Source organism: Thermoanaerobacter uzonensis DSM 18761 (genome assembly GCF_900129115.1).
GTDB lineage: Bacteria > Bacillota > Thermoanaerobacteria > Thermoanaerobacterales > Thermoanaerobacteraceae > Thermoanaerobacter > Thermoanaerobacter uzonensis.
On record NZ_FQUR01000006.1, the window covers coordinates 1 to 21,245 of the forward strand.

Sequence of the window (21,245 nt, forward strand, 5' to 3'; positions counted from 1 at the left end):
AGGTGCACAGCTGGGTAGCCAAGTTCGGAGTGGATAAACGCTGAAAGCATCTAAGCGTGAAGCCCGCCTCAAGATTAGGTTTCCCACCCGAAAGGGGTAAGACACCTCGAAGACCACGAGGTAGATAGGCCGGGGGTGTAAGAGTGGAAACACTTTTAGCTGACCGGTACTAATCAGTCGAGGACTTGACCTTTGGCTTTGTGCAGTTTTGAAGGTCTAGATTTCCGGTGGCGATAGCGGAGGGGAAACACCCGTTCCCATTCCGAACACGGAAGTTAAGCCCTCCAGCGCCGATGGTACTGCTTTCGCGGAAGAGTAGGTCGCTGCCGGTAAAATTTTATAAAGCCCCCTTTATAAATAAACTCCTTTATAGGAGTTTATTTTTTTATATATACTTCCCAGACGCCAGTTAACACTTCCTCTATTTTTAAAGTGCAACCTATTTTAGAAAAGTACGTTTCTATATTGTCCAAGCTACAGCGATGGTCTACAACCACTTTTAATACATCTCCTTCTTTCATTTCTTCATATTTTTTTCTAGTTTTTAAAAGAGGCAAAGGACAGATTTCCCCCATACACATGATTTCATGAACCAATTTGCATCACCTTTAGCAGAAAAAATTTTTACCGCTGTTTTTTATAAAGTCGATGAAATCGGACTTGGATTTTTTGTAAATCTTTTTATTGTATATGATTGAATAAGTGTAATTAAATTCTATGTTTTCAACCTGAACTATAGACAAGGTCTTAGTATATAATTCTTTCTTTATGGCTATATAGGGTAAAATAGACAGACCGTGTCCTGCTGCTACAGAGGACTTTATCGATTCAATAGAGGGAGATTCCATTTCAATTTTTAATTTTTTGATGTCAATTCCATTGGCTAAAAGTGTTTCTTCAATTACTTTTCTTAGAGCGCATTTTTTATGTATTATAAAAAAATTATAACGCAATAATTTGTTTTTTAACAAGCTTTTTTCTTCCCAATTACCACTTGCGACAAAATGCATTTTGAATTCTCCCAGAGGAATGCAGGAAATATTTTCATCTATGTAACAGCCTTCTATAAACCCAATATCTATTCCTCCTTCTTTGATGTTATAGATCACTTCTGGTGTGAAATTGTGTTCCACATGAACTGTAACATTCTTATACCTTCTCTTAAATTCGTGAAGTGTGCAAGGAAGAGCATATTGGCCAATAGTGGGGCAAGAGGAAATTGTAAGCCTGTTCATGCAGTCGTTTTCGCAGCACTCTAAGTCCTTAATCATATTATCATATAGATTTAATATCCTCTCTGCGTACTGATACACCAATTCTCCAGCTACGGTAGGAATAACTCCTCTGTTACTGCGCTTTAAAAGAATAGCTTTTAAGTCTTTCTCTAATGCTTTTATTTGTTGACTTATGGCCGGCTGGGAGAGATACAATTCTTTTGCTGCTGAGGAAATGCTCTTATAGTATACGGTTTTATAAAATGCTCTCAAATTTTCAATATTCACAATGACCCCCCCTGTTTGTTAAAAAGCTATCGCAGTACAACGTTTTGCTTGATTAAGTTTTATTATACTACAAAGTTTGTTATAAGTAAAACTAATATCACATAATAATTTCAAATAATATATAGGGAAAATTTTATAGTATAATAAAATTGAAATGTTAAAATGATAACAAAGTGAGGAGGTATGTAAAATGGGAAATGATGTTAAACCTACCTATACTTTAGACGAAAGAGGAGAGGTGTGCCCTGTTCCTGATGTAGACACGAGAAGAAAACTTAAGGAGATGAAATCAGGAGAAATTCTTGAAGTGTTAATTGACTATGCACTTTCCAAAGAGAGAATTCCATCTGGGGTTAAAGAAATAGGAGGGGAAGTCATCTCTATTGAGGAAATTGGACCAAGTGAGTGGAGAATTCTCATTAAAAAGCTTTGATAAGATGAGGGGGAGATTTTATGGATCCGAGGTTACAGGGGCTTTTAGTTGGTATTCTTTTTGGAATTGTTCTGCAAAGAGGTAGGATTTGCTTTAACTCAGCTATAAGAGATGTGAAGATGACAAAAGATAATTATCTTGCAAAATTAGCCTTACTTGCAATACTGGTGGAGACAGTAGGGTTTCAATTAGCTGCTCAATTAGGCTGGATTAAATTGAATCCAATAGCTTTTGTACCTCTTGCACAGATAATTGGAGGATTTTTATTTGGTATGGGTATGGTCTTGGCAGGAGGATGTGCCAGTGGTATTACTTACAGGATAGGTGAAGGTTATATAACAGCTTTTGTAGCCGCAGTATTTTTTGGTGTCACTGCTTCTGCCGTAAGAGGAGGGCCTCTATCATTTGTAAATAGTTGGATGGGGAAACCCATAACTACTGCTAATAACCCTGGAGGATTTTACGCTGCAAAAGATGGAGCTGTCAATTTAACTTTGGCAAATCTTTTGAATATTAATCCATGGATTGTAGCAATTATTTTTGCATTGTTGCTTCTCATAGTACTGGTATTTTGGAAGACCACTGAAAGAAAAGTTTCAGGATTCGATTGGGTTACAGGCGGTATTGCATTAGGACTTGTAGGAATTATAGCATATCTTTCTCAGAAGTCATATCCCCTTGGCATAACAGGAGGCTGGGTGAATCTTTTTAGAACCACTACTGCAAATTTAGACCTCACTAAGCCTATTCCGTACAACTGGATGGGCATGGAGATAGTTGGTATTATAGTAGGAGCATATCTGGCGGCACTTTTTGCGAAAGAATTCAGATTGAGAGTTCCAAAAGACCCAAAAACTTTTGTTCAGGTAGCAATAGGCGGTATTTTAATGGGATTTGGTGCAGGGAGTGCTGGAGGATGTAATATAGGGCATATTCTTTCGGGACTTCCCCATTTAGCTATAAGTTCAATAGTGTTTACAATCTTTGCAGTATTGGGAAACTGGTTTATGGTTTGGTACCTTTTTGAGAGAAAATAAGTGGGAGGGCGGCTTTGCCCTTCCCACAAAATTTTAAGAGGAGGGAATAAATATGCATATAGCAATACAAGTAAATGTGCCCCCTTATACAAATGAAGACATGGATACAGCAATTCATTTAGCAGAAGTTTTTGTGAAAAGAGGGCATAAGGTGTCAATATTTTTGTTTGCTGATTCTGTTCTTGCAACAAATAAACTAGTAAAACCCATGAAAATTGATAGAAATATTCCATTAAAACTTCAAGAACTTTCAGATAAGGGAGTAGAGGTTCACATTTGCGGTCTTTGTGCACAATACAGGGGAATTACAGAAGATATGAAAATTGAAGGCTCAGATTTTTCCGGAGTGCCGGAGATGGCAGCACTTATTTACAATTCCGATAGGTACATCAATTTACTGCCATAGGAGGTGTAAAGAATGAAAAAAGTTTTATTTGCAGTGTACAATTCGCCCGTTGGAAGTATCTGGATAAACGAGGCTCTCAGAAGTGCTTTTGGTATGTACGGAGAAGACCTTGAACCGGTTGTACTTTTTGTAAACGAAGCAGTTCTTGCAGTTCGCAAACAATGCAAACCAGAAATAATTGGATGTTTACCGCTATCCATTACATTTAAATATTTGGAAAAATACAATACTCAAGTATATGCAATAAAAGAAGACCTTGAAAAATATAGCATAAAAGAAAATGAAATTGAACCTCATTGGAATTTAAAGACGATAATAAAAGAAGAACTTCCAGAGTTTGTACATTCTTTCGATAAGGTAGTATTCTTTTAGGAGGGAAAAGATATGGCGTTGATAATTGTTAAGAAAAGTCCGGCTAATCAACTTCCAGAATTTTTGTTGAAACTTGCACTGCCCCAGGATAAAGTTATTTTCATACAGGATGGGGTCATTTTTGCAATTGAAAAAAATCTAAAGGATCTTGTAAAAGAAGGGGTTGAGCTCTTCGCGCTTAAAGAAGATTTTATTGCAAGAGGATTTGAAGAGAGTGAAAGCCCAATTCCTTTGATAGATTATGAGGAATGGGCTGATCTTATAGAAAGGGATGAGAAAATAATTTCTTAGAGGGATGATTGTGCTGGCTCATGTTGCTTCAGCACAAGCAGAAGTTGCGGTAGGTAATATTTTTGGCGAATCAAACGCAATAGATTATCTGATTTGGTGAGTCTGTGCACAAAATGTAATTTTCTTAAATACAAACTATTATTAAAAACTTAAAGTTTGGGAGCTTTTTGAATGAACAAAATATTTCATGGAATAGGGGGTTTTTAAAGTGAAAGTTTTGGAGGGATTGTACTATTCTAAAGACCATGTATGGCTTAAAATAGAAGGAGATAAAGCATATATAGGAATAACTGACTATGCACAGGATTCTGTAGGAGATATAGAATATATTGAATTACCAGAAGTAGAGACTGAATTCACTGCCGGCGATGTACTTGGAGTACTAGAATCTGCAAAAGCAGCCTCTGACGTTTATATACCAGTGGATGGAAAAGTAGTTGAAGTAAACAACAATATTCTTGATGACCCTTCTTTAGTAAACAGTGATCCTTATGATAGTTGGCTTGTATTAGTAGAACTTAAAAATAAATCACAAGTTGAGAATTTAATGACAGCCGAAGAATATAAAAAATTATTAGGAAAATAATAAAAGAGAATGCCTGAAAAGGCATTCTCTTTTTGTGTGTTGACTTTATTAATAATTTTAGTAATGTTATAATTATTTAAAGGTTTTTTATTCAGAAGGGTATATATGTAATTTTTTGAAGGTAGTAATATGGCAATGGAGGGATAAAAATGGCGAAGATCTTATGCGGTGTGGACTTAGGTGGGACAAAGATAAGTACAGGGCTTGTAGATGAGAAGGGCAATATCATAAAGAGCATCAAAATACCTACTATGGCAGAAAAAGGGCCAGAAGAAGTAATTAAGCGAATCGAACAAAGTGTTTATGACGTTTTAAAAGAAGCAGGATTAAAAATATCTGATTTAAAAGGAGTTGGGATTGGATCTCCAGGGCCCCTTGATGCCAAAAGGGGGGTAGTTATAAGCCCACCTAATCTTCCAGATTGGGACAATGTTCCCATTGTGGATATTTTATCTCATAAGCTGGGAGTTGAAGTAAAATTAGAAAATGATGCAAATGCTGCAGCTATTGGAGAACATTTATTTGGCGCAGGAAGAGGTATAGACAATTTTGTTTATATAACTGTAAGTACTGGGATTGGTGGTGGCGTAATAATAGAAGGGAAACTTTATAGCGGAGAAAATTCTAATGCAGCTGAGATTGGGCACCATACTATAAATTTTAATGGGCCTCGATGTAATTGCGGAAATTATGGGTGCTTTGAGGCTTTTGCTTCTGGTACGGCTATTGCGAAATTTGCTCAAGAAGGAATTCAAAATGGGAAAGATACAATGATAAGGGATTTAGCCAAAGATGGAGTAGTAAAATCGGAACATGTATTTGAAGCGGCAAAATTGGGAGATGAGTTTGCGGAAGAATTGGTTGACAATGAAGCTTTTTATCTTGGAGTGGGAATTTCAAATATCATGGCTTTTTATAATCCAAAAAGAATTGCCATAGGTGGTGGCGTATCCACACAATGGGAGATGCTATATGATAAAATGATGGAAACAATAAAGAAAAAAGCTTTGAAGCCTAATGCCGAAGTATGTGAAGTAGTAAAAGCAGAGCTTGGAGAAAACGTGGGCGTTTTAGGAGCGGCAGCATTACTTTTATAAGAGGTGAAATATGGATAGGTGTCCTTGGTGCCTTAGTGACGACATTTACATAAAATATCATGATGAAGAATGGGGAGTGCCTGTTCATGAGGATAAAAAACATTTTGAGTTTTTGGTTTTAGAATCGGCACAAGCGGGTCTTAGTTGGATTACTATTTTAAGAAAAAGAGAAAATTACAGGAAAGCCTATGCTGACTTTAACCCTATAAAAGTGTCACAATATGATGAAAAGAAAGTGGAAGAACTCTTAAAAAATAGTGGAATTATAAAAAACAAAAAGAAAATAGAGGCTTCAATACACAATGCAAAAAGGTTTATAGAAGTACAAAAAGAATTTGGAAGTTTTGATCAATATATTTGGGGTTTTGTAAATTATAAACCTATAATAAATGCGTGGGAAAAAATTGAAGATATACCTTCTAAAACTGAATTATCAGATAAAATCAGCCAGGACCTTAAAAAGAGAGGATTTATTTTTATAGGTTCTACTATCATATATTCCTATATGCAGGCTGTAGGTATAGTAAATGACCATTTAATAAGCTGCTTTAGATATAAGGAGTTAATTGAGCCTTTTAAATAATACAGGCAGGGCTTGGTGCAATTTGCATTGAGACTTGCTTTTTTCTTTTGCGAAAAAATATAATGAAATTAGGAAATACAAAAAATGGTGAATATATTTTTGCACAAAAGGGAATAATTACATTAGAAAAATTTTGAAAGATGGTGTTGCATATGGAAATCATAGTAACAAAAAGGAAATGCTTTATATGCGAACAGGAATCACGAGATGGAATAGAAGTGCTAGGGAAATTTCTTTGCGCAAATTGCCAACAAAAATTGATAAACTTATCTCCTTTTGATGAAGGTTATGATTTTTACAGGCAAAAGATGATAGACATATGGGAAGGCTATATGAAAGACATAAAATATGGAAACCGGATATGAATCCGGTTTCAGTTTGTTGACAAAGCAAAAAAATATTCAAAAGGAGATATTTTGTATCGTCGCTCCGATGTTCCAAAGCTACAAAACTAAACTCAACCTTCGGGTTCCGGCAGGGTACCGGGCACATTCGACATCCTTGTCTTAGTGCCCGCTTCCGCCATCCTTGGCTTCAGCCCTGCCTCCACCCTCGGTCTTGTTAAGTTTTGTTGCCGCTTTGTCACAAGTCACTCCTTATACAAAATATCTCCTTTACGAAAGTTTGTCTACAGTCTGAAACCGGATATGAATCCGGTTTTCATATTTTTATGGTATAATCAAAATAACGAAAAATTATGATTATACGGAGGTATTGTATGACAGCTCCATTATATGAAGCACTTATGAGTTATGTAAAAAACCAAATTATACCTTTTCATATGCCAGGCCATAAACAAGGAAGTACTTTTCCAGGAGAATATCTCGTTAATTTGGCAAAGATTGATCTAACAGAAGTACCAGGACTTGACAATCTTCACAATCCTGAAGGTCCCATACTGGAGGCACAAAAACTTGCAGCAAAAGCTTTTGGGGCAAGAGAGTCTTTTTTTCTTGTAAATGGGACGACATCCGGCATATACGCAGCGATGTACGCAGCTTTAAATCCTGACGATAAAGTGCTTATAATGAGGAATTCTCACAAATCTGTGTACAATGGCCTTGTACTAACAGGAGCAGTACCTGTCTACATAAACCCGGAAATTGATTATGAAGACGGCATTCCAATGGGAGTTGATATAAACAAACTGGAAGAATATTTAAAAAAGGATGAGTCTATAAAAGCAGTAGTGATGACTTATCCCAATTATTACGGGTTCTGTAGCGATATCATAGGAATTTCTGACATTGTTCATAAATATAATAAAATTTTAATTGTAGATGAAGCCCATGGAGCTCACTTTCCTTTTTCTAATAATTTGCCTCTTTCTTCTATACAGGCAGGAGCAGATATTGTGGTACAGAGTGTACACAAAACCTTGTCTTCTTTTACTCAAAGCTCTATACTCCATTTAAATTCCGATAGAATAGACATAGATCGCTTAAAGTATTCCTTAAGCCTTTTTCAATCAACCTCTCCTTCTTACCTTCTTATGTCTTCTCTTGACCTTGCAAGAGATTATATGGAGAAAGAAGGCAAAAAAAGATTAGAAAAAGCAATTATTCTTGCTGATTATGCAAGATATGAGATAAACACTCTTGGGGAAATAAGGTGTTTAGGAGAAGAAATAGTAGGTAGCTTTGGCATTGTTGACTTTGACAGAACTAAACTTACTGTAAGTGTAAAGAAGTTATGTATAACGGGGCCTGAAGCAGAAAGATTTTTGAGAGAGAATTTTAATATACAAGTAGAGATGGCTGATACTTTTAATATGCTTGCCATGGTTACATTAGCGGATGATAAAGAAAAGGTTGACCTTTTAATAAAGGGGATAAAAGGGCTTGAAAATGTAAAAAAAGATAAAAAAACAGCTGAAAAAGTGGCAGCTTATCCTGATACTCCAGAAATGGTTTTAAAACCTTCTGAAGCGGTAAGGCAAAAAACTAAATTAATATCTTTAGAAGAAGCAGAAGGTCGTATTTCTGCTGATTTTATTATTCCTTATCCTCCAGGTGTTCCGCTTATTTGTCCAGGAGAGCGCATAAAAAAAGATATGGTAAAATATATAAATGTGTTATATAATAAAGGTATTAAGGTATTAGGTCTTAAAAATAACAACCTATTGGTGTGTGAAATATGAGAGGAAAATTTATAAGCTTTGAAGGAATAGATGGATGCGGTAAGACTACTCAGATAAAATTTCTGAAGGAGTATCTTTTAAAACAGGGTTATAATATTTTGGTATTGAGAGAGCCCGGAGGCACAAAAGTTGGAGAAAAAGTTAGAGATATTTTATTGGATAAAAATAATTTCATTTCTCCAGTTACAGAGATGCTTTTATATGCTTCTTCTAGAGCTCAGCTGATGGAGGAAAAAATTTTACCGGCCATTGAAGAGGGTAAAATTGTACTCTTAGACCGTTTTGTGGATAGTTCTTATGTATATCAGGGTTATGCGAGGGGCTTAGGGATAGAAAAGGTTAAGATAATTAACGAAATAGCTACAATGGGGATTTTGCCTGACGTAACAATTTATATAGACATTACTCCTGAAGAAGCAATGAAAAGACGAGGCAAAAGAGAAGCAGATAGATTAGAGAGAGAAAGTTGGGATTTTCATAAAAAAGTAAGAGAAGGTTATATTAAGTTAATTAAAGAATTTCCTCAAAGGTTTGTATTTATAGACGGAATGCAAGAGCTTATGAAAGTGCATCAAGACATACTTGATGTAGTAAAAAAATATTTGTAAGGAGGGTCATAACATGAAATTAGTATTAGCTATTGTGCAGGACGAAGATGTAAGGAGACTTATGGATGGCTTGACTGAGGGAGGATTTAGCTTTACGAGAATAGCATCTACTGGGGGATTTTTAAGGTCTGGCAATACAACCTTGATAATAGGTGTAGAAGACGAAAAATTAGATGATGTTATCAGCATAATAGAGAAAAAATGTAAAACTCGCGATAGAATAATTACCTCTCCTACACCTATGGGTGGTGCTACAGACATTTTTCTGCCACAAGCAGTTGAAGTTACGATTGGTGGAGCTACAGTTTTTGTAATAAATGTAGAAAAATTCTTCAGAATTTAAGGTGTTTGACATGAGAATTGAAGAGGTAAAATCTCCGAAGATTTCATCTGATATAAAAAGTGAGTACAATAAGTCTTATAGAGTTACTAAAAGATTTATTGATACTTTTGATGAAGAATTAGATCAATTTCATCAAGACAAATTAAATGGGATTTTATCAGAGATAGACAGTGCAGCACAAAAATTAAAAGAAAATTTGACTTTGCAGGACTTAATTAATTACAAAAAACTTGTAAAGAAGTTTTTGCAAGAAACGACAAATGGTATGTTAAAATACACAAAAAAAGAATATGTCGACTCAAGAGGTAGGAAGAAAATTTATTCTCTAGTTGAAAAAGTAAATGACAAATTAGAAAAACTTACAGAAGAGTTTTTAAAAGACTCCAAACACTTGGAACTTTTAAAAATGATAGATGATATAAGAGGATTATTAATAGACATATATTCATAGGTGATAACGTGTATAGGATTTATGGGCATGAAGCCGTATTAAATATTTTTAAAAATATAATATCTCAAAATAAAATTTCAAATGCCTATTTGTTTGTAGGGGAAGAAGGATTAGGGAAAAGATTTATGGCAGAGTATTTTGCCATGATGATAAATTGTAAAGGGGAAATTGAAAAGCCTTGCTTTAGGTGTAGTTCTTGCCTCAAGATAGTGGATAAAAATCATCCAGATGTGTTTTTTATAGAGCCGGAGGAGAATTCTATAAAAGTAGATACTATAAGATATATAACTAATGAAATTAATATAAGACCTTATGAAGCTAGCAAAAAGATTTTTATTATAGACAAAGCTGATAAAATGACTGTAGCAGCTCAAAACGCCTTTCTCAAAACTTTAGAAGAACCTCCTTTATATGGACTTTTTATATTGATTGCATCCCAACAACAAGAGCTTTTGCCTACAATTGTTTCTCGCTGTAATATAGTCCGTTTTAATAAAGAAAGTAAAAATACGATAAAGAATTATTTAATGCTTGAACACAATATCTCTGAAAAAGATGCGGAAGTGTTATCTCATATTGCTGATGGAAATTTTGCTCAAGCCAACAAATTAACTGATAATGAATATTTAAATTTTAGAAGAGAGACAATACAAGAAATAGAAAAGATTCTTACGACAAAGGGATTTGAAGTGATAGATGAGTTTGAGTTTTTTGATAAAAATAAAGACAATATAGAAGAAATTTTAAAAATTCTACTTTCCTATATGAGAGATTTGTTAGTTTTTAAGGCTACAAAAGATGCCTCTTTCATAAAAAATATAGATTTTTTAGATAAAATACAGAAAATGGAATCTCAATTGACTATCGATAGACTTAACAATATAATTAATAGAATAGAGCAATTTAACTTACAAATTAATTCAAATATAAACTATCAATTGGCGGTAGAGAATCTACTCTTAGATATGGCGGGAGGTTTATAATTTTGGTTACTGTTGTAGGTGTGAGATTTAAAAAAGCAGGGAAGATATATTATTTTGACCCCGGGGATTTGTCAATAAAAGTAGGCGATAAAGTTATAGTTGAAACAATAAGAGGAATAGAATTTGGCGAAGTAGTTGTCGGTATAAAAGAAGTACCAGAAGAAGAGATTGTGGCTCCTTTAAAAAAAGTAATAAGAATTGCGACGCCAGAAGATGTAGAACATTATTATGAAAACAAGAAAAAAGAAGCTGAGGCTTTTGAAATATGTCTTCAGAAAATCGGGCAGCATGGTTTGGAAATGAATTTAATTGATGTAGAATATACTTTTGATAATACCAAAGTCATATTTTATTTTACTGCAGAAGGTAGAGTAGATTTTAGAGAATTAGTGAAGGATTTGGCTGCAGTTTTCAGGATGAGAATAGAACTAAGGCAAATAGGGGTAAGAGATGAAGCAAAAATCATAGGAGGTTTAGGACCTTGTGGAAGGCCTCTATGTTGTACCGCCTTTTTAGGGGAATTTGAGCCTGTCTCTATCAAAATGGCTAAAGACCAAAATTTATCTTTAAATCCCACCAAAATATCAGGTATTTGCGGGCGATTAATGTGCTGTTTGAAGTATGAACAGGAGATGTATGAGAAAATTAGAGCAGAGCTTCCTAAAGTTGGTAGTATAATAAGAGCTGGAGATAAAGAAATGAAGGTTGCAGAAGTAGATGTAATTAGGCGAAAACTTAAAGTAAAAATGAAAAATGTAGAAGGAATAGAGATAATAAAAGAGTATGATCCTGAAGAAGTGGAAGTTATAGAAGAAAGAGAAGAAACTGAAGAAACCTACGAGGAGAAACTATTTGGGGAGGACTTGGAGAAAATAGAGGAATAAATTTCCTATATTCAGACTGTAGACAAACTTTCGTAAAGGAGATATTTTGTATAAGGAGTGACTTGTGACAAAGCGGCAACAAAACTTAACAAGACCGAAGGTGGAGGCAGGGCCGAAGCCAAGGATGGCGGAGGCGGGCACCTTAAGGCATGGATGCCGATTGTGCCCGGTACCCTGCCGGAACCTGAAGGTCGAGTTTTAGTTTTGTCGCTTTGGAACATCGGAGCGACGATACAAAATATCTCCTTTTGAATATTTTTTTACTTTGTCAACAAACTGAATAGAGGAATAAATTTCCTCTATTTTTATTCTATTTTTCCAAGTATAAAGCTTATTATCAAGATTATAAAAACAAGCGTAGTAATACCCGTGTATAAATAATCTTTTTCGTATAAAAAAGTAATTATCGAAACGGCCACACGAAATGCAGGGGTTAATATAAGCAATAAAAGTCCGGTAAGGATAATAGCATAAGGCTTTAAAGATATGAAACCTTTTAAAATTTCCCCTGGGGAAGTGGGATAATAACCAATAGGATATCCACTTTTCCCTGTTATTATAAGCATTAAAAGTCCTATAAGAATGACAAACGCGCTGGTTTTAACCCCTATATTTAAAGCCTTGCTTATTATAAGCTCCATAGCCATTATTTTTTCATTTTCTTTTTTTAATATTAAATCTTTATTGCTTTCCCTTTCCATAGTTTTATACCCCCAAGCCTTTTATAAGCATTTGAATAGAGATGTAAGCAAGTACAGGTATAAATATTTTCCTTATAGTGGTATTTCTAAGTTTTTCCATTATTCTTGTTCCTAACGTTGCTCCTAATAGAACTCCTAAAGCTACTGGACCGGCTATTTTTGGGTCTATATAACCTCTCATTAAATACACACCTGCACTGGCTGCAGCTGTAACACCAATCATGAAATTGCTTGTAGCAGTAGAGACTTTCATAGGCAATTTCATGAATAAATCCATTGCCATAACTTTAAAAATACCACTTCCTATTCCTAATAGTCCGGATAAAACACCGGCAGCATACATCGTTCCAAATCCACTGTAGACTCCTGCTACTTTGTATTTTACTTCTTTATTTAACACTTTATCAAAATAAGATCCTTCTAATTTCAATTTTTTAGCCAAAGGGTGAGATACGACATTTTGAGGTAATTCTTCATGCCTTTTTCTAAGCATAGCTAAAGCCGAATACAAAAGCACAATGCCAAAAATTATATAAAGATATTTTGGACTTATCAATCCAGCAAGGTAGGCTCCTGTTATAGCTCCTGTAGTTGTAGCGATTTCCAGAAACATTCCTATTCTCAAATTTGTAATCTTGTCTCTTACATATGCGACTGCTGCCCCACTGGAAGTTGCGATGACTGAAACTATACTTGCACCTATAGCATATTTGATGTCTACACCTAATAACAAAGTAAGGGCTGGGATTACGATTATTCCTCCTCCTAGTCCTAAAAGAGCTCCAAAAATTCCTGCTATAAAAGAAAAAGCGAGAATTTCTAGGGAGGTTAAAACCACATTATCATCTCCTTTTTTACCGGGTTACTTGCTACAATAATAAATTATAACATATACTTTAAAAGGAACAAAAAGTTATACTTTTCTTTGAAGAAGTAGTAAAATAGGAGGTATTGCATATATACATGTAGTAGCTGCTGCTACAATGCCAGCATCGTTGAAGGCAAGAGCAAAAAGCATACCTACGATACTGCCAAAAAATCCGTAATACACGTATTTATAATTTTTGAAGATGTTTTTAAGTACACCCGTTGGCCTATATGATAGTATAAATAGCACTAAAATAGATATTATAAGTACCCATGACCATATAGTGTATCTTATAAGTTTAAGTTCCATTTGAAGCTTTCTTGCAAAAATTTGGAATAAAGAATTTATACCTTCACTTCTTACAATAATAGCTGTTTGAGCCATATGGGTAGTAGTTCCAAAAAACATTGAGGCTATAAACATCAAAAATAGCAATATTACCATAGAGATAAACATTATTAAAAAGGTCTTTTTATTTATTTTTACTCCAAAGAGCATCAAAATTGTGGAACCAAAAGCCATAAAACCAGTTATAAATCCCCCGACTTTTGCTCCAAATTTAGGTAGAACCATTAACCAAAATGCAACAGTAAAAAGGATAACGCCTAAAATTTTTACGCTTTTGGTTTTATATTTTTCAATTAATGCCATAGTTCCCATAATTGAAGAACCTATCAAGACTCCCATGTATTCATTTCCTATTCCATAGAACCTAGCTCCGCTTATAACGTCATATCCTAATATAGAGTTTTTCATCAAAGGAGAATTAAGTAACAAGTCTATTATTATTGTGATTGTGGTTACTAAACTTATTACCATTAGTCTGTCTAAATCATTTTTTACAAAATACATGATTAACCCGTCAATTAATCCAGTTAAAACGACAACAGCCACAATGTTTAAGTAAAGAGATAAGGGGCCTAATAAAGGCAGAATTAAAAATGTCAGAGGAACAGTCATTACTCCCAAAATTATGGGTGTCAAATACTTTAAATATTCCTTTTTTAAAAACAATAGACCTATATAAAGTATTAGCACAATAACTACAAGTAAAACATAATTTTTTAACACTAATGGCCTAGCATTGTGGACAGAAACAATCATTTTATCTGCGTTAATGAGATAACCAAGGGCATTTTGGTATTTGATGCTTTCAATTGGATGTCCCAACATTTCTACAGGAGGTTCTATGTTAAAGTATGATAATATTGTTGGTGCTATGTCTAAATTTGCAATAATTCCTTGGCGCTTTGTAGTATTAGAAGTTGCAAAACCTTGTGAATAAGAAGGGCCTGCTATTATTACAGGAGTAATTAAATTGTCAATTTGTATATCTTGATTAGAAGGATAAGGAGTCACGACAATAAATAAATCTTTAGACAAATCCAAATCAGATAATATTTTACCTATGAGTTTATCAGATTCATATAATGCCTTTTCTCTGTAACGCTGAGCCAAGGAAGGGGTAGTATATTTAGAAAATACATCTGCCCTTAAAAGGTCCCCTGGGTCTATAATTATGAGGCCGCCATTCTTACTGTATTCTACAAATTTATTGTAGAGTTTTTCATAATCGGCTTTTATCATATAAGGACTATTATCATCTTTTATTAATAAATCTTCGCTAACATCTCCTTGGGCTATCCCGTTTTTGTCCATACCAATTAAAGGAGCATATCTGTTATATAATATTCCTGAAGAAGTTTTTATATCAGAGTTTCCTAATACGTGAACATAAATTCCATTTCTTTTTAAAAGTTCACCTAACAATCCCGGCGTAACAGTATAATTTAAAGTAGAAGTTTGATTTATTAAATCTTGTATTCCTAAGTTAACTATATTACCTTCTTGTGGAAGTTTCCCGGTATAAAGGTGATATAATTTTTCTGCAGAAGTATAGCCATAAACTTCATCCTTGTTAAAACATAGGCTACCCATTTCACCAGCTGAAGCTCGGGTACCTGTTCCTATGGTGAGATAAGAAGAAGGTTCTGAATAACTTCCTGCTGCTCTTGTATTCATAAGTGCTAAAGAACCCATGTCTAATAACTTTTTTATATTTGGAAGATTGTATTTAGCAAAGTCATTAATACTTGTCCTATCTAAAATAAAGAGCACTGCTATTTTATTCTTTGTTGGAGATGCAAAAGAAATTGAAGGGGAAACTATAAAGAAAATAAACACAAGGCACAAAAAAATTGCAAAAAATTTTTTCATAAATTATCCTTCCTTTTCAATTAGTAAATTGACACTCAAACATTATACCATTAAATTATTAAAAATTTATTAACAACAGAAAGGTTAAATCTATTAATTTGTTAGTAACTTTTCAATGTAGATAAAAAAATCCCCTTTTTTATGCTTTAAATTTGTGCATAAAAAGGGGACTGTGATTTAATTTATTCTCTTAAAAGGGGCATAGTCATACAACGAGGGCCGCCTCTTCCCCTTGAAAGTTCCGACCCTTCAATAGGGATTACCTTTATTCCTTCTTTTTCCATTATTTTATTAGATATTTCATTTCTGGAATAGGTTACAATAACTCCCGGAGAGATAGCTAAAGTGTTTGTACTGTCATTCCATTGTTCTCTTGCAGAAGTTATTGCATTTAACCCGCCAGTTGGTATTATATCTATTGTGTAGAGATTTAGCGCATTTTTTAATGCTGTTTGCAAATCTTTTTCTTGATGTATAGAGAAACCTTTTTCCTCTTTTATGATGCTAAATACTCTCAACTCGTTTTTTATTCCCGGATAAAAAACAAATCTGTTTATATCAACCATCGTGAAAACTGTATCCAAATGCATATAAGAACGGTTTATAGGGATTTGCACCACCAATATTCTTTCGACAGAGGAACCTTTTTCAAATAAATTATGGGCTAATTGCTCTATTGCCTGAGGAGTTGTTCTTTCACTACATCCTACGGCAATTACTTTTTCACTTAATACTAGCACATCTCCGCCCTCTATGGAATGAGGATAGCTATCATCATACCACCAAGGAATATTATTTTTTCTAAAAATTTCATGATATTTATAAATGTATTTTAATATTAGAGTTTCTGGTTTTCGCGCTGCTGTTTTCATAGAACTTATCATTAAACCGCCATCTATCATTGCTCCGGGGTCTCTTATAAAATAAAGATTTGGTAAGGGCTTTATATAAAAATAACTATCTTGGTATATGTATTCTGCTAAACCCATCATAGATTTTTTTATCTTTATTTCATTTAGAGCCAAACCTGCAATTGCTATTTCGGCAATCTCGTTTGAAGATTTTTCTTTAAGGAATTCTTTTAAATAGTTATTGATTTTTGGAGAGGTAACTCCATTTACTTGAAGTAATTCCTCAATAAATTTTTCTTTTACATCTTCTTCTTTTAATATTTCTTCTAAGAGATTTTGTAAATACAGTACTTGGACTTCATTTTGCTGCAATACTTTTGCAAAGTTGTCGTGTTCTTCTTGGATTCTTCTAACCCAAGGGATATCGTCGAAAAGAAGCTCGGATAAATTTTGAGGGGTCAATCTTTCCAATTCTTTCCCTGGCCTGTGCAAAATCGCTGTTTTTAATTTATTTATTTCTGAATTTACGCGGGGAGCAGTAACTACTTTTGTCAACTTTTCATCCTCCTAATGTTTAAATTCTTTATATAGTATACTGTGCACTACTTCAATTTTCAATACGTATTTAAAAAGTTAATAAAAACTTTTGGCAATTGTGATAAAATAAATCAAGAATATTATAGAGGTGATAAAATGTTAAAAAATGGTGAAAGATTAGATGAATTAAACTTGAAAGATTTAGTTATAATTCAACACAAGGATAAATTTAAATTCGGAATGGATGCGGTATTGCTTGCTAATTTTGTTACTGCTAAAAAAGGAGATAAAATTGTAGATTTAGGATGTGGATCTGGCATAATACCTATTTTAATTGCTGCTAAAACTCAAGATACCTTTATTTACGGTGTTGAGATACAAGAAGATATGGCGGATATGGCTACAAGAAGTGTAGCTATTAATAAAATGGAAGAAAGAATAAAAATAATAAAAGGCGATGTAAGAGGATTAGAAAAGATATTAGGATATGAAAAATTTGATATAGTGACTTCAAATCCTCCCTATATGCCAGTAAAAACGGGATTTGATAAAAAACAAGAGTCGGAAAATATCGCGAGATACGAAATATATGGAGGACTTGAGGAATTTATAAAGGCTGCTTCGAAACTTTTAAAATTTGGAGGAAAATTTTTTATGATTCATAGAACAGAAAGATTAGTTGACATTTTGTATTTTTTAAGAAAATACAATTTAGAACCTAAAAAATTGAGATTTGTGCATCCTTATGTAGATAGTAAACCCAATCTTTTGCTAATAGAATCAAAAAAAGGTTCTCAGCCAGGTTTAAACATATTGGCTCCCCTTTATGTGTATGAAAAAAGTGGGGAGTATACAAAAGAAATTATAGAAATATACTCTAAAACGCAATTAGAGGAGGAATAAAGATGGAAAATTCTGGGGTATTATTTTTATGTCCCACTCCTATTGGTAATTTAGAAGATATAACTTTAAGAGTTTTAAAAACTTTAAAAGAAGTTGATATTATAGCTGCCGAAGATACGAGGCAAACTCTTAAACTTTTAAATCATTTTGACATAAAAAAACCTCTTACCAGTTACCATGAACATAACAAAAGGACAAAAGGGATAAAACTTATAGAGGAACTAAAAAAAGGGAAGTCAATTGCCTTAGTTACAGATGCAGGTACACCGGCAATCTCAGATCCTGGGGAAGACCTTGTGAAACTTTGCATAGAAGAAGACATAAAAGTTGTATCATTGCCTGGTCCAACTGCTGCAATTACTGCCTTAGTTGCTTCAGGATTAGATACTTCTTCCTTTGTCTTTGAAGGTTTTTTGCCGACAAAAAATAAAGAAAGAGAAGAAAGGCTAAACCGTATTTCAAAAGAAGAGAGAACTGTCATACTTTATGAGGCACCTCATCGTTTAAAAGAAACTCTCCACGAATTGAAATCTTATGTAGCTGAAAGAAAAATTGTCATAGCAAGAGAACTTACTAAAATTCACGAAGAATTTGTAAGAGGGACAATAGATGAAGTTTTAAGGAAACTGGGGGATGAAATAAAAGGTGAAATTGTACTAATTATTGAAGGAGCACAAAAACAACAAGTTGAAGAAAAACCAGAGATATTAATTCAAAAATACCTTGAGGAAGGAATGGATAAAAAAGAGGTTATTAAAAAAGTTGCTAAAGAATTGGGAATATCCAAAAGTCAAGTGTATAAACTCACTATAGGAAAAAAATAAAGAAGTTGGAAATAATAGTTACTATCAATTGAATTTGATTTTCAATATCCTAAATTAAAAATATTTGCATATTTTTCAGCAATAAGCTATAATATATATCAACAGTGAAATTTCAATTGAGAATATGGAGGATGTTATGAATAAACAAAACGCAGCTTTGCTATCTGTGGTTTCAAACAGTGTATTGATAGCTATAAAATTGCTGGCAGGAATACTAATGCATTCAGTAGGGGTAATTTCTGAAGCTATACATTCTTCAATTGATTTAATTGCTAGTCTAATTGCATTTTTTTCTATACGGGTAGCAGTAAGGCCCGCAGATGAGGACCATCCTTTTGGACACAGTAAATATGAGAACGTTTCTGGCTTTGTGGAAGCTATCTTAATTTTTTTTGCAGCTATATTTATCACATATGAGGCAGTGCGAAGAATAATTACTCGTACTTATGTAGAAAATTTAGGTATGGGCATTATTGTCATGCTTTTTGCATCTTTTGTAAATGGAGTAGTATCATATTTTTTGTTTAAAGTATCTAAAGAAGAAAATTCTATTGCCTTAAAAGCAGATGCAATGCACCTTTTAACTGATGTATTTACGTCCGTGGGAGTTACACTAGGACTTGTTGTCATAAAAGTCACTAAATTGGATATTTTGGATCCAATCATAGCTATTTTTGTTGCATTGCTTATTATAAAAGCATCAATTGGGTTGACAAAGGAAGCTTTAAAAGATTTGACAGACACTAGTCTTCCAGAAGAGGAAGTTAAGGAAATAGAGAATATAATAAAATCAAATTCTGAAATTACAAGTTTTCACAAATTGAGAACTAGAAAATCGGGACCTCGAAGAGAAATAGACGTTCATTTGCGAGTGGACAAAAATTACAACATAGTAGAAGCTCATGAATTGTCACATAAAGTTTCAAAACAAATAACGGACAAATTTCCTGATTCTCATGTGATAATTCATATAGAACCGGAAGGGAGAAAAGAAGAGGATAAATAATAGGAGGTATATTGCCTCCTATTATTTATCCTGCTATTAGTCTACAGATTTCTTTAATTCTTCAAGACAATTTTTGCATATATTTTTGCCTTTGTAGTTTATTACATTTTCAGCGTTGCCGCAGAAAATGCAAGCAGGCTCATACTTTTTGAGGACTATTTGTTCTCCATCAACATAAATTTCAAGAGCATCTCTCTCTGCTATGTTGAGCGTCCTCCTGAGCTCGATTGGTATTACTACCCTTCCCAATTCGTCTACTTTTCTTACAATACCTGTGGATTTCAACATTTTTCTCCCCTCCTGAGTTACAAAATTCGACAACTAGACTTCACTTATAATAATACCAAGTTTTGAAAAATAAGTCAACACCTTTTTTGGAATTTTTTAAGGTTAATAACATAAATTTTATTACATAAGAAGAAAAGCATAAACGAAGTTTTTTTGGTAATTTGGGAGGGCTATACCATGATAAATTACATATGGTTTTTTATGATAGCGATAGGAGTTTTGGTAGGAATAATAAATGGCAGAATGGAAGAAGTATCTAAAGCTATAATTGATTCAGCACAGACTGCTGTTGCTATTTCGATAGGGTTAGTTGGTGTAATGGCTTTGTGGCTTGGGATAATGAAAATTGCAGATAAGTCAGGTCTTACAGATATTATAGCAAAATTACTAAAACCTACAATTATAAGGCTTTTTCCTGATGTGCCAAAAGACCATCCAGCTATTTCAGCGATGATAATGAATATATCAGCTAATATGTTAGGATTAGGTAATGCAGCAACGCCTTTTGGAATTAAGGCTATGGAATACCTTCAAGAGCTTAATAAAAAAGACAGTGCTTCAAATGCAATGGGCCGTTTTTTAGTGATAAATACAGCTTCAATACAGCTTATACCTGCAGTAATGATTGGAATAAGGGCTTCTTTGGGGGCTAAAAATCCTGCGGATTTTGTGATTGTCAGCGTACTTTCAACTAGCACTGCACTTGTAGCTGGCCTTATTTTGAATAAATACCTTGAAAAAATGCCTATATTTAAGGAGTGAAAATAATGATGAAAATTATATCTGAATGGATTATTCCTATACTTGTTCTTGCTATTCCTTTTTATGGAATCATAAAAAATATCAAAGTGTATGAAGTGTTTGTCGATGGGGCAAAAGAAGGAATTTCTGTAGTTATAAAAATATTTCCAGCTCTTGTAGCAATGCTTGTGGCAATAGGTGTATTAAGAGCGTCAGGCGCCCTTGACTTATTGGGGGAATTTTTAATGCCTTTTACAAATAAAATAGGCATGCCACAGGAGCTTGTGCCTCTTGCTTTAATAAGGCCCCTTTCGGGAAGTGGTGCTTTGGGGATTGCGACTGAGATTATAAAAACTCATGGTGCTGATTCTCTAATCGGGAAAATGGCTTCTGCTATGTATGGATCTACTGAGACCACTTTTTATGTTCTTGCTGTTTACTATGGGGCAGTGGGAATAAAAAAGATGAGACATTCTGTTATCTCTGGAATTTTTGCAGATATTATCGCAATACTTTCTTGTGTATTTTATAGCAGATTATTTTTTTAATACTTGTACACTTTTTCACTTTTGTTATACTATATATTGTAATGT

At 33.8% G+C, this 21,245-nt stretch carries 27 protein-coding genes and 2 rRNA genes; 22 read left to right on the top strand and 7 right to left on the bottom strand.

What is annotated here, in order from left to right:
- Positions 1-193, top strand: a 23S ribosomal RNA gene (locus BUB32_RS00030); the annotation flags it as partial.
- Positions 194-223: 30 nt separating this feature from the next.
- A 5S ribosomal RNA gene (gene rrf, locus BUB32_RS00035) occupies positions 224-332 on the top strand.
- A 45-nt stretch (positions 333-377) separates the two neighbouring features.
- On the opposite strand, the gene BUB32_RS00040 is transcribed toward rrf, so the two are convergent.
- Positions 378-596, bottom strand: coding sequence for a sulfurtransferase TusA family protein (locus BUB32_RS00040; RefSeq protein ID WP_003871399.1), 219 nt, complete (start codon positions 594-596; stop codon positions 378-380).
- 12 nt (positions 597-608) lie between these two features.
- Positions 609-1,502, bottom strand: a complete 894-nt coding sequence (locus BUB32_RS00045) for a LysR substrate-binding domain-containing protein (protein ID WP_029687704.1) — start codon at positions 1,500-1,502, stop codon at positions 609-611.
- A 190-nt stretch (positions 1,503-1,692) separates the two neighbouring features.
- On the opposite strand from BUB32_RS00045, the gene BUB32_RS00050 reads away from it, so the two are divergent.
- The 15 genes from BUB32_RS00050 to BUB32_RS00120 all read left to right on the top strand — a co-directional run bounded on the left by BUB32_RS00050 (position 1,693) and on the right by BUB32_RS00120 (position 11,716).
- Positions 1,693-1,935: a sulfurtransferase TusA family protein gene (locus BUB32_RS00050; protein WP_029687703.1), complete on the top strand. Its 243-nt coding sequence runs from the start codon at positions 1,693-1,695 to the stop codon at positions 1,933-1,935.
- A gap of 20 nt (positions 1,936-1,955) precedes the next feature.
- Positions 1,956-2,972: a thiosulfate transporter TsuA gene (locus BUB32_RS00055; protein ID WP_072966312.1), complete on the top strand. Its 1,017-nt coding sequence runs from the start codon at positions 1,956-1,958 to the stop codon at positions 2,970-2,972.
- 52 nt (positions 2,973-3,024) lie between these two features.
- On the top strand, positions 3,025-3,378 hold the full coding sequence (locus tag BUB32_RS00060; RefSeq protein WP_072966314.1) for a DsrE/DsrF/TusD sulfur relay family protein: 354 nt from the start codon (positions 3,025-3,027) through the stop codon (positions 3,376-3,378).
- A gap of 12 nt (positions 3,379-3,390) precedes the next feature.
- A complete protein-coding gene (locus tag BUB32_RS00065; protein ID WP_072966315.1) occupies positions 3,391-3,750 on the top strand; it encodes a DsrE family protein in 360 nt (119 codons plus the stop codon).
- 12 nt (positions 3,751-3,762) lie between these two features.
- Entirely contained in the window at positions 3,763-4,041 is a 279-nt protein-coding gene (gene tusB, locus BUB32_RS00070) for a sulfurtransferase complex subunit TusB (protein ID WP_072966317.1), read from the top strand.
- 208 nt (positions 4,042-4,249) lie between these two features.
- Positions 4,250-4,627, top strand: coding sequence for a glycine cleavage system protein GcvH (gcvH, locus tag BUB32_RS00075; RefSeq protein WP_029687698.1), 378 nt, complete (start codon positions 4,250-4,252; stop codon positions 4,625-4,627).
- A gap of 149 nt (positions 4,628-4,776) precedes the next feature.
- Positions 4,777-5,724 carry an ROK family protein gene (locus tag BUB32_RS00080; RefSeq protein ID WP_072966318.1) on the top strand — a complete coding sequence of 316 codons (948 nt, stop codon included), beginning with the start codon at positions 4,777-4,779 and terminating at the stop codon, positions 5,722-5,724.
- Positions 5,725-5,734: 10 nt separating this feature from the next.
- A complete protein-coding gene (locus BUB32_RS00085; protein WP_072966320.1) occupies positions 5,735-6,307 on the top strand; it encodes a DNA-3-methyladenine glycosylase I in 573 nt (190 codons plus the stop codon).
- A gap of 140 nt (positions 6,308-6,447) precedes the next feature.
- Positions 6,448-6,672 carry a sigma factor G inhibitor Gin gene (locus BUB32_RS00090; RefSeq protein WP_084726965.1) on the top strand — a complete coding sequence of 75 codons (225 nt, stop codon included), beginning with the start codon at positions 6,448-6,450 and terminating at the stop codon, positions 6,670-6,672.
- A 353-nt stretch (positions 6,673-7,025) separates the two neighbouring features.
- Positions 7,026-8,447 (top strand): aminotransferase class I/II-fold pyridoxal phosphate-dependent enzyme, encoded by a 1,422-nt coding sequence (locus tag BUB32_RS00095; RefSeq protein WP_072966323.1) that lies wholly within the window; start codon positions 7,026-7,028, stop codon positions 8,445-8,447.
- Positions 8,444-9,055, top strand: coding sequence for a dTMP kinase (gene tmk, locus BUB32_RS00100; RefSeq protein ID WP_042834307.1), 612 nt, complete (start codon positions 8,444-8,446; stop codon positions 9,053-9,055). The genes BUB32_RS00095 and tmk overlap by 4 nt, the downstream gene beginning before the upstream one ends.
- A gap of 13 nt (positions 9,056-9,068) precedes the next feature.
- Positions 9,069-9,398, top strand: coding sequence for a cyclic-di-AMP receptor (locus BUB32_RS00105; protein WP_042834306.1), 330 nt, complete (start codon positions 9,069-9,071; stop codon positions 9,396-9,398).
- A gap of 10 nt (positions 9,399-9,408) precedes the next feature.
- The gene (locus BUB32_RS00110; RefSeq protein WP_072966324.1) at positions 9,409-9,849 is read left to right on the top strand and encodes a YaaR family protein; all 441 of its coding nucleotides are present in this window, start codon (positions 9,409-9,411) and stop codon (positions 9,847-9,849) included.
- Between the two features lie 8 nt (positions 9,850-9,857).
- Positions 9,858-10,832 (top strand): DNA polymerase III subunit delta', encoded by a 975-nt coding sequence (gene holB, locus BUB32_RS00115; RefSeq protein WP_072966326.1) that lies wholly within the window; start codon positions 9,858-9,860, stop codon positions 10,830-10,832.
- A 2-nt stretch (positions 10,833-10,834) separates the two neighbouring features.
- Positions 10,835-11,716, top strand: a complete 882-nt coding sequence (locus BUB32_RS00120) for a PSP1 domain-containing protein (protein ID WP_072966328.1) — start codon at positions 10,835-10,837, stop codon at positions 11,714-11,716.
- Between the two features lie 305 nt (positions 11,717-12,021).
- Here BUB32_RS00120 and BUB32_RS00130 read toward each other — a convergent pair whose 3' ends face one another.
- The 4 genes from BUB32_RS00130 to arcA all read right to left on the bottom strand — a co-directional run bounded on the left by BUB32_RS00130 (position 12,022) and on the right by arcA (position 16,908).
- Positions 12,022-12,417 carry a DUF1634 domain-containing protein gene (locus BUB32_RS00130; protein ID WP_029687688.1) on the bottom strand — a complete coding sequence of 132 codons (396 nt, stop codon included), beginning with the start codon at positions 12,415-12,417 and terminating at the stop codon, positions 12,022-12,024.
- Between the two features lie 4 nt (positions 12,418-12,421).
- Entirely contained in the window at positions 12,422-13,255 is an 834-nt protein-coding gene (locus BUB32_RS00135) for a sulfite exporter TauE/SafE family protein (protein WP_072966331.1), read from the bottom strand.
- 75 nt (positions 13,256-13,330) lie between these two features.
- Positions 13,331-15,502 carry an alkaline phosphatase family protein gene (locus tag BUB32_RS00140; protein ID WP_072966333.1) on the bottom strand — a complete coding sequence of 724 codons (2,172 nt, stop codon included), beginning with the start codon at positions 15,500-15,502 and terminating at the stop codon, positions 13,331-13,333.
- Between the two features lie 182 nt (positions 15,503-15,684).
- Positions 15,685-16,908, bottom strand: a complete 1,224-nt coding sequence (gene arcA / locus BUB32_RS00145; protein WP_072966334.1) for an arginine deiminase — start codon at positions 16,906-16,908, stop codon at positions 15,685-15,687.
- 138 nt (positions 16,909-17,046) lie between these two features.
- Between arcA and BUB32_RS00150 the strand changes: the two genes are divergently transcribed.
- The 3 genes from BUB32_RS00150 (at position 17,047) to BUB32_RS00160 (ending at position 19,623) form a co-directional block, all read left to right on the top strand.
- Complete coding sequence (locus tag BUB32_RS00150) at positions 17,047-17,793, top strand: tRNA1(Val) (adenine(37)-N6)-methyltransferase (protein WP_072966336.1); 747 nt, start codon at positions 17,047-17,049, stop codon at positions 17,791-17,793.
- A gap of 2 nt (positions 17,794-17,795) precedes the next feature.
- Positions 17,796-18,617, top strand: a complete 822-nt coding sequence (gene rsmI / locus BUB32_RS00155; protein ID WP_072966338.1) for a 16S rRNA (cytidine(1402)-2'-O)-methyltransferase — start codon at positions 17,796-17,798, stop codon at positions 18,615-18,617.
- A gap of 136 nt (positions 18,618-18,753) precedes the next feature.
- Positions 18,754-19,623 carry a cation diffusion facilitator family transporter gene (locus tag BUB32_RS00160; protein WP_072966351.1) on the top strand — a complete coding sequence of 290 codons (870 nt, stop codon included), beginning with the start codon at positions 18,754-18,756 and terminating at the stop codon, positions 19,621-19,623.
- Positions 19,624-19,659: 36 nt separating this feature from the next.
- On the opposite strand, the gene BUB32_RS00165 is transcribed toward BUB32_RS00160, so the two are convergent.
- Positions 19,660-19,911: an AbrB/MazE/SpoVT family DNA-binding domain-containing protein gene (locus BUB32_RS00165; protein ID WP_003867347.1), complete on the bottom strand. Its 252-nt coding sequence runs from the start codon at positions 19,909-19,911 to the stop codon at positions 19,660-19,662.
- Positions 19,912-20,088: 177 nt separating this feature from the next.
- On the opposite strand from BUB32_RS00165, the gene BUB32_RS00170 reads away from it, so the two are divergent.
- Positions 20,089-20,673 carry a nucleoside recognition domain-containing protein gene (locus BUB32_RS00170; RefSeq protein WP_072966353.1) on the top strand — a complete coding sequence of 195 codons (585 nt, stop codon included), beginning with the start codon at positions 20,089-20,091 and terminating at the stop codon, positions 20,671-20,673.
- A 5-nt stretch (positions 20,674-20,678) separates the two neighbouring features.
- Positions 20,679-21,200 (top strand): spore maturation protein, encoded by a 522-nt coding sequence (locus BUB32_RS00175; RefSeq protein WP_072966355.1) that lies wholly within the window; start codon positions 20,679-20,681, stop codon positions 21,198-21,200.
- Positions 21,201-21,245 lie beyond the last annotated feature (45 nt).

Coding starts and splice junctions, on each gene's coding strand:
- BUB32_RS00170 (WP_072966353.1), top strand. CDS start 20,089: ATGATAAATTACATATGGTTTTTTATGATAGCGATAGGAGTTTTGGTA.
- BUB32_RS00165 (WP_003867347.1), bottom strand. CDS start 19,911: ATGTTGAAATCCACAGGTATTGTAAGAAAAGTAGACGAATTGGGAAGG.
- BUB32_RS00090 (WP_084726965.1), top strand. CDS start 6,448: ATGGTGTTGCATATGGAAATCATAGTAACAAAAAGGAAATGCTTTATA.
- BUB32_RS00095 (WP_072966323.1), top strand. CDS start 7,026: ATGACAGCTCCATTATATGAAGCACTTATGAGTTATGTAAAAAACCAA.
- BUB32_RS00175 (WP_072966355.1), top strand. CDS start 20,679: ATGATGAAAATTATATCTGAATGGATTATTCCTATACTTGTTCTTGCT.
- BUB32_RS00050 (WP_029687703.1), top strand. CDS start 1,693: ATGGGAAATGATGTTAAACCTACCTATACTTTAGACGAAAGAGGAGAG.
- tusB (WP_072966317.1), top strand. CDS start 3,763: ATGGCGTTGATAATTGTTAAGAAAAGTCCGGCTAATCAACTTCCAGAA.
- tmk (WP_042834307.1), top strand. CDS start 8,444: ATGAGAGGAAAATTTATAAGCTTTGAAGGAATAGATGGATGCGGTAAG.
- BUB32_RS00150 (WP_072966336.1), top strand. CDS start 17,047: ATGTTAAAAAATGGTGAAAGATTAGATGAATTAAACTTGAAAGATTTA.
- BUB32_RS00060 (WP_072966314.1), top strand. CDS start 3,025: ATGCATATAGCAATACAAGTAAATGTGCCCCCTTATACAAATGAAGAC.
- BUB32_RS00055 (WP_072966312.1), top strand. CDS start 1,956: ATGGATCCGAGGTTACAGGGGCTTTTAGTTGGTATTCTTTTTGGAATT.
- BUB32_RS00140 (WP_072966333.1), bottom strand. CDS start 15,502: ATGAAAAAATTTTTTGCAATTTTTTTGTGCCTTGTGTTTATTTTCTTT.
- BUB32_RS00110 (WP_072966324.1), top strand. CDS start 9,409: ATGAGAATTGAAGAGGTAAAATCTCCGAAGATTTCATCTGATATAAAA.
- BUB32_RS00105 (WP_042834306.1), top strand. CDS start 9,069: ATGAAATTAGTATTAGCTATTGTGCAGGACGAAGATGTAAGGAGACTT.
- BUB32_RS00080 (WP_072966318.1), top strand. CDS start 4,777: ATGGCGAAGATCTTATGCGGTGTGGACTTAGGTGGGACAAAGATAAGT.
- BUB32_RS00085 (WP_072966320.1), top strand. CDS start 5,735: ATGGATAGGTGTCCTTGGTGCCTTAGTGACGACATTTACATAAAATAT.
- BUB32_RS00130 (WP_029687688.1), bottom strand. CDS start 12,417: ATGGAAAGGGAAAGCAATAAAGATTTAATATTAAAAAAAGAAAATGAA.
- rsmI (WP_072966338.1), top strand. CDS start 17,796: ATGGAAAATTCTGGGGTATTATTTTTATGTCCCACTCCTATTGGTAAT.
- BUB32_RS00065 (WP_072966315.1), top strand. CDS start 3,391: ATGAAAAAAGTTTTATTTGCAGTGTACAATTCGCCCGTTGGAAGTATC.
- BUB32_RS00160 (WP_072966351.1), top strand. CDS start 18,754: ATGAATAAACAAAACGCAGCTTTGCTATCTGTGGTTTCAAACAGTGTA.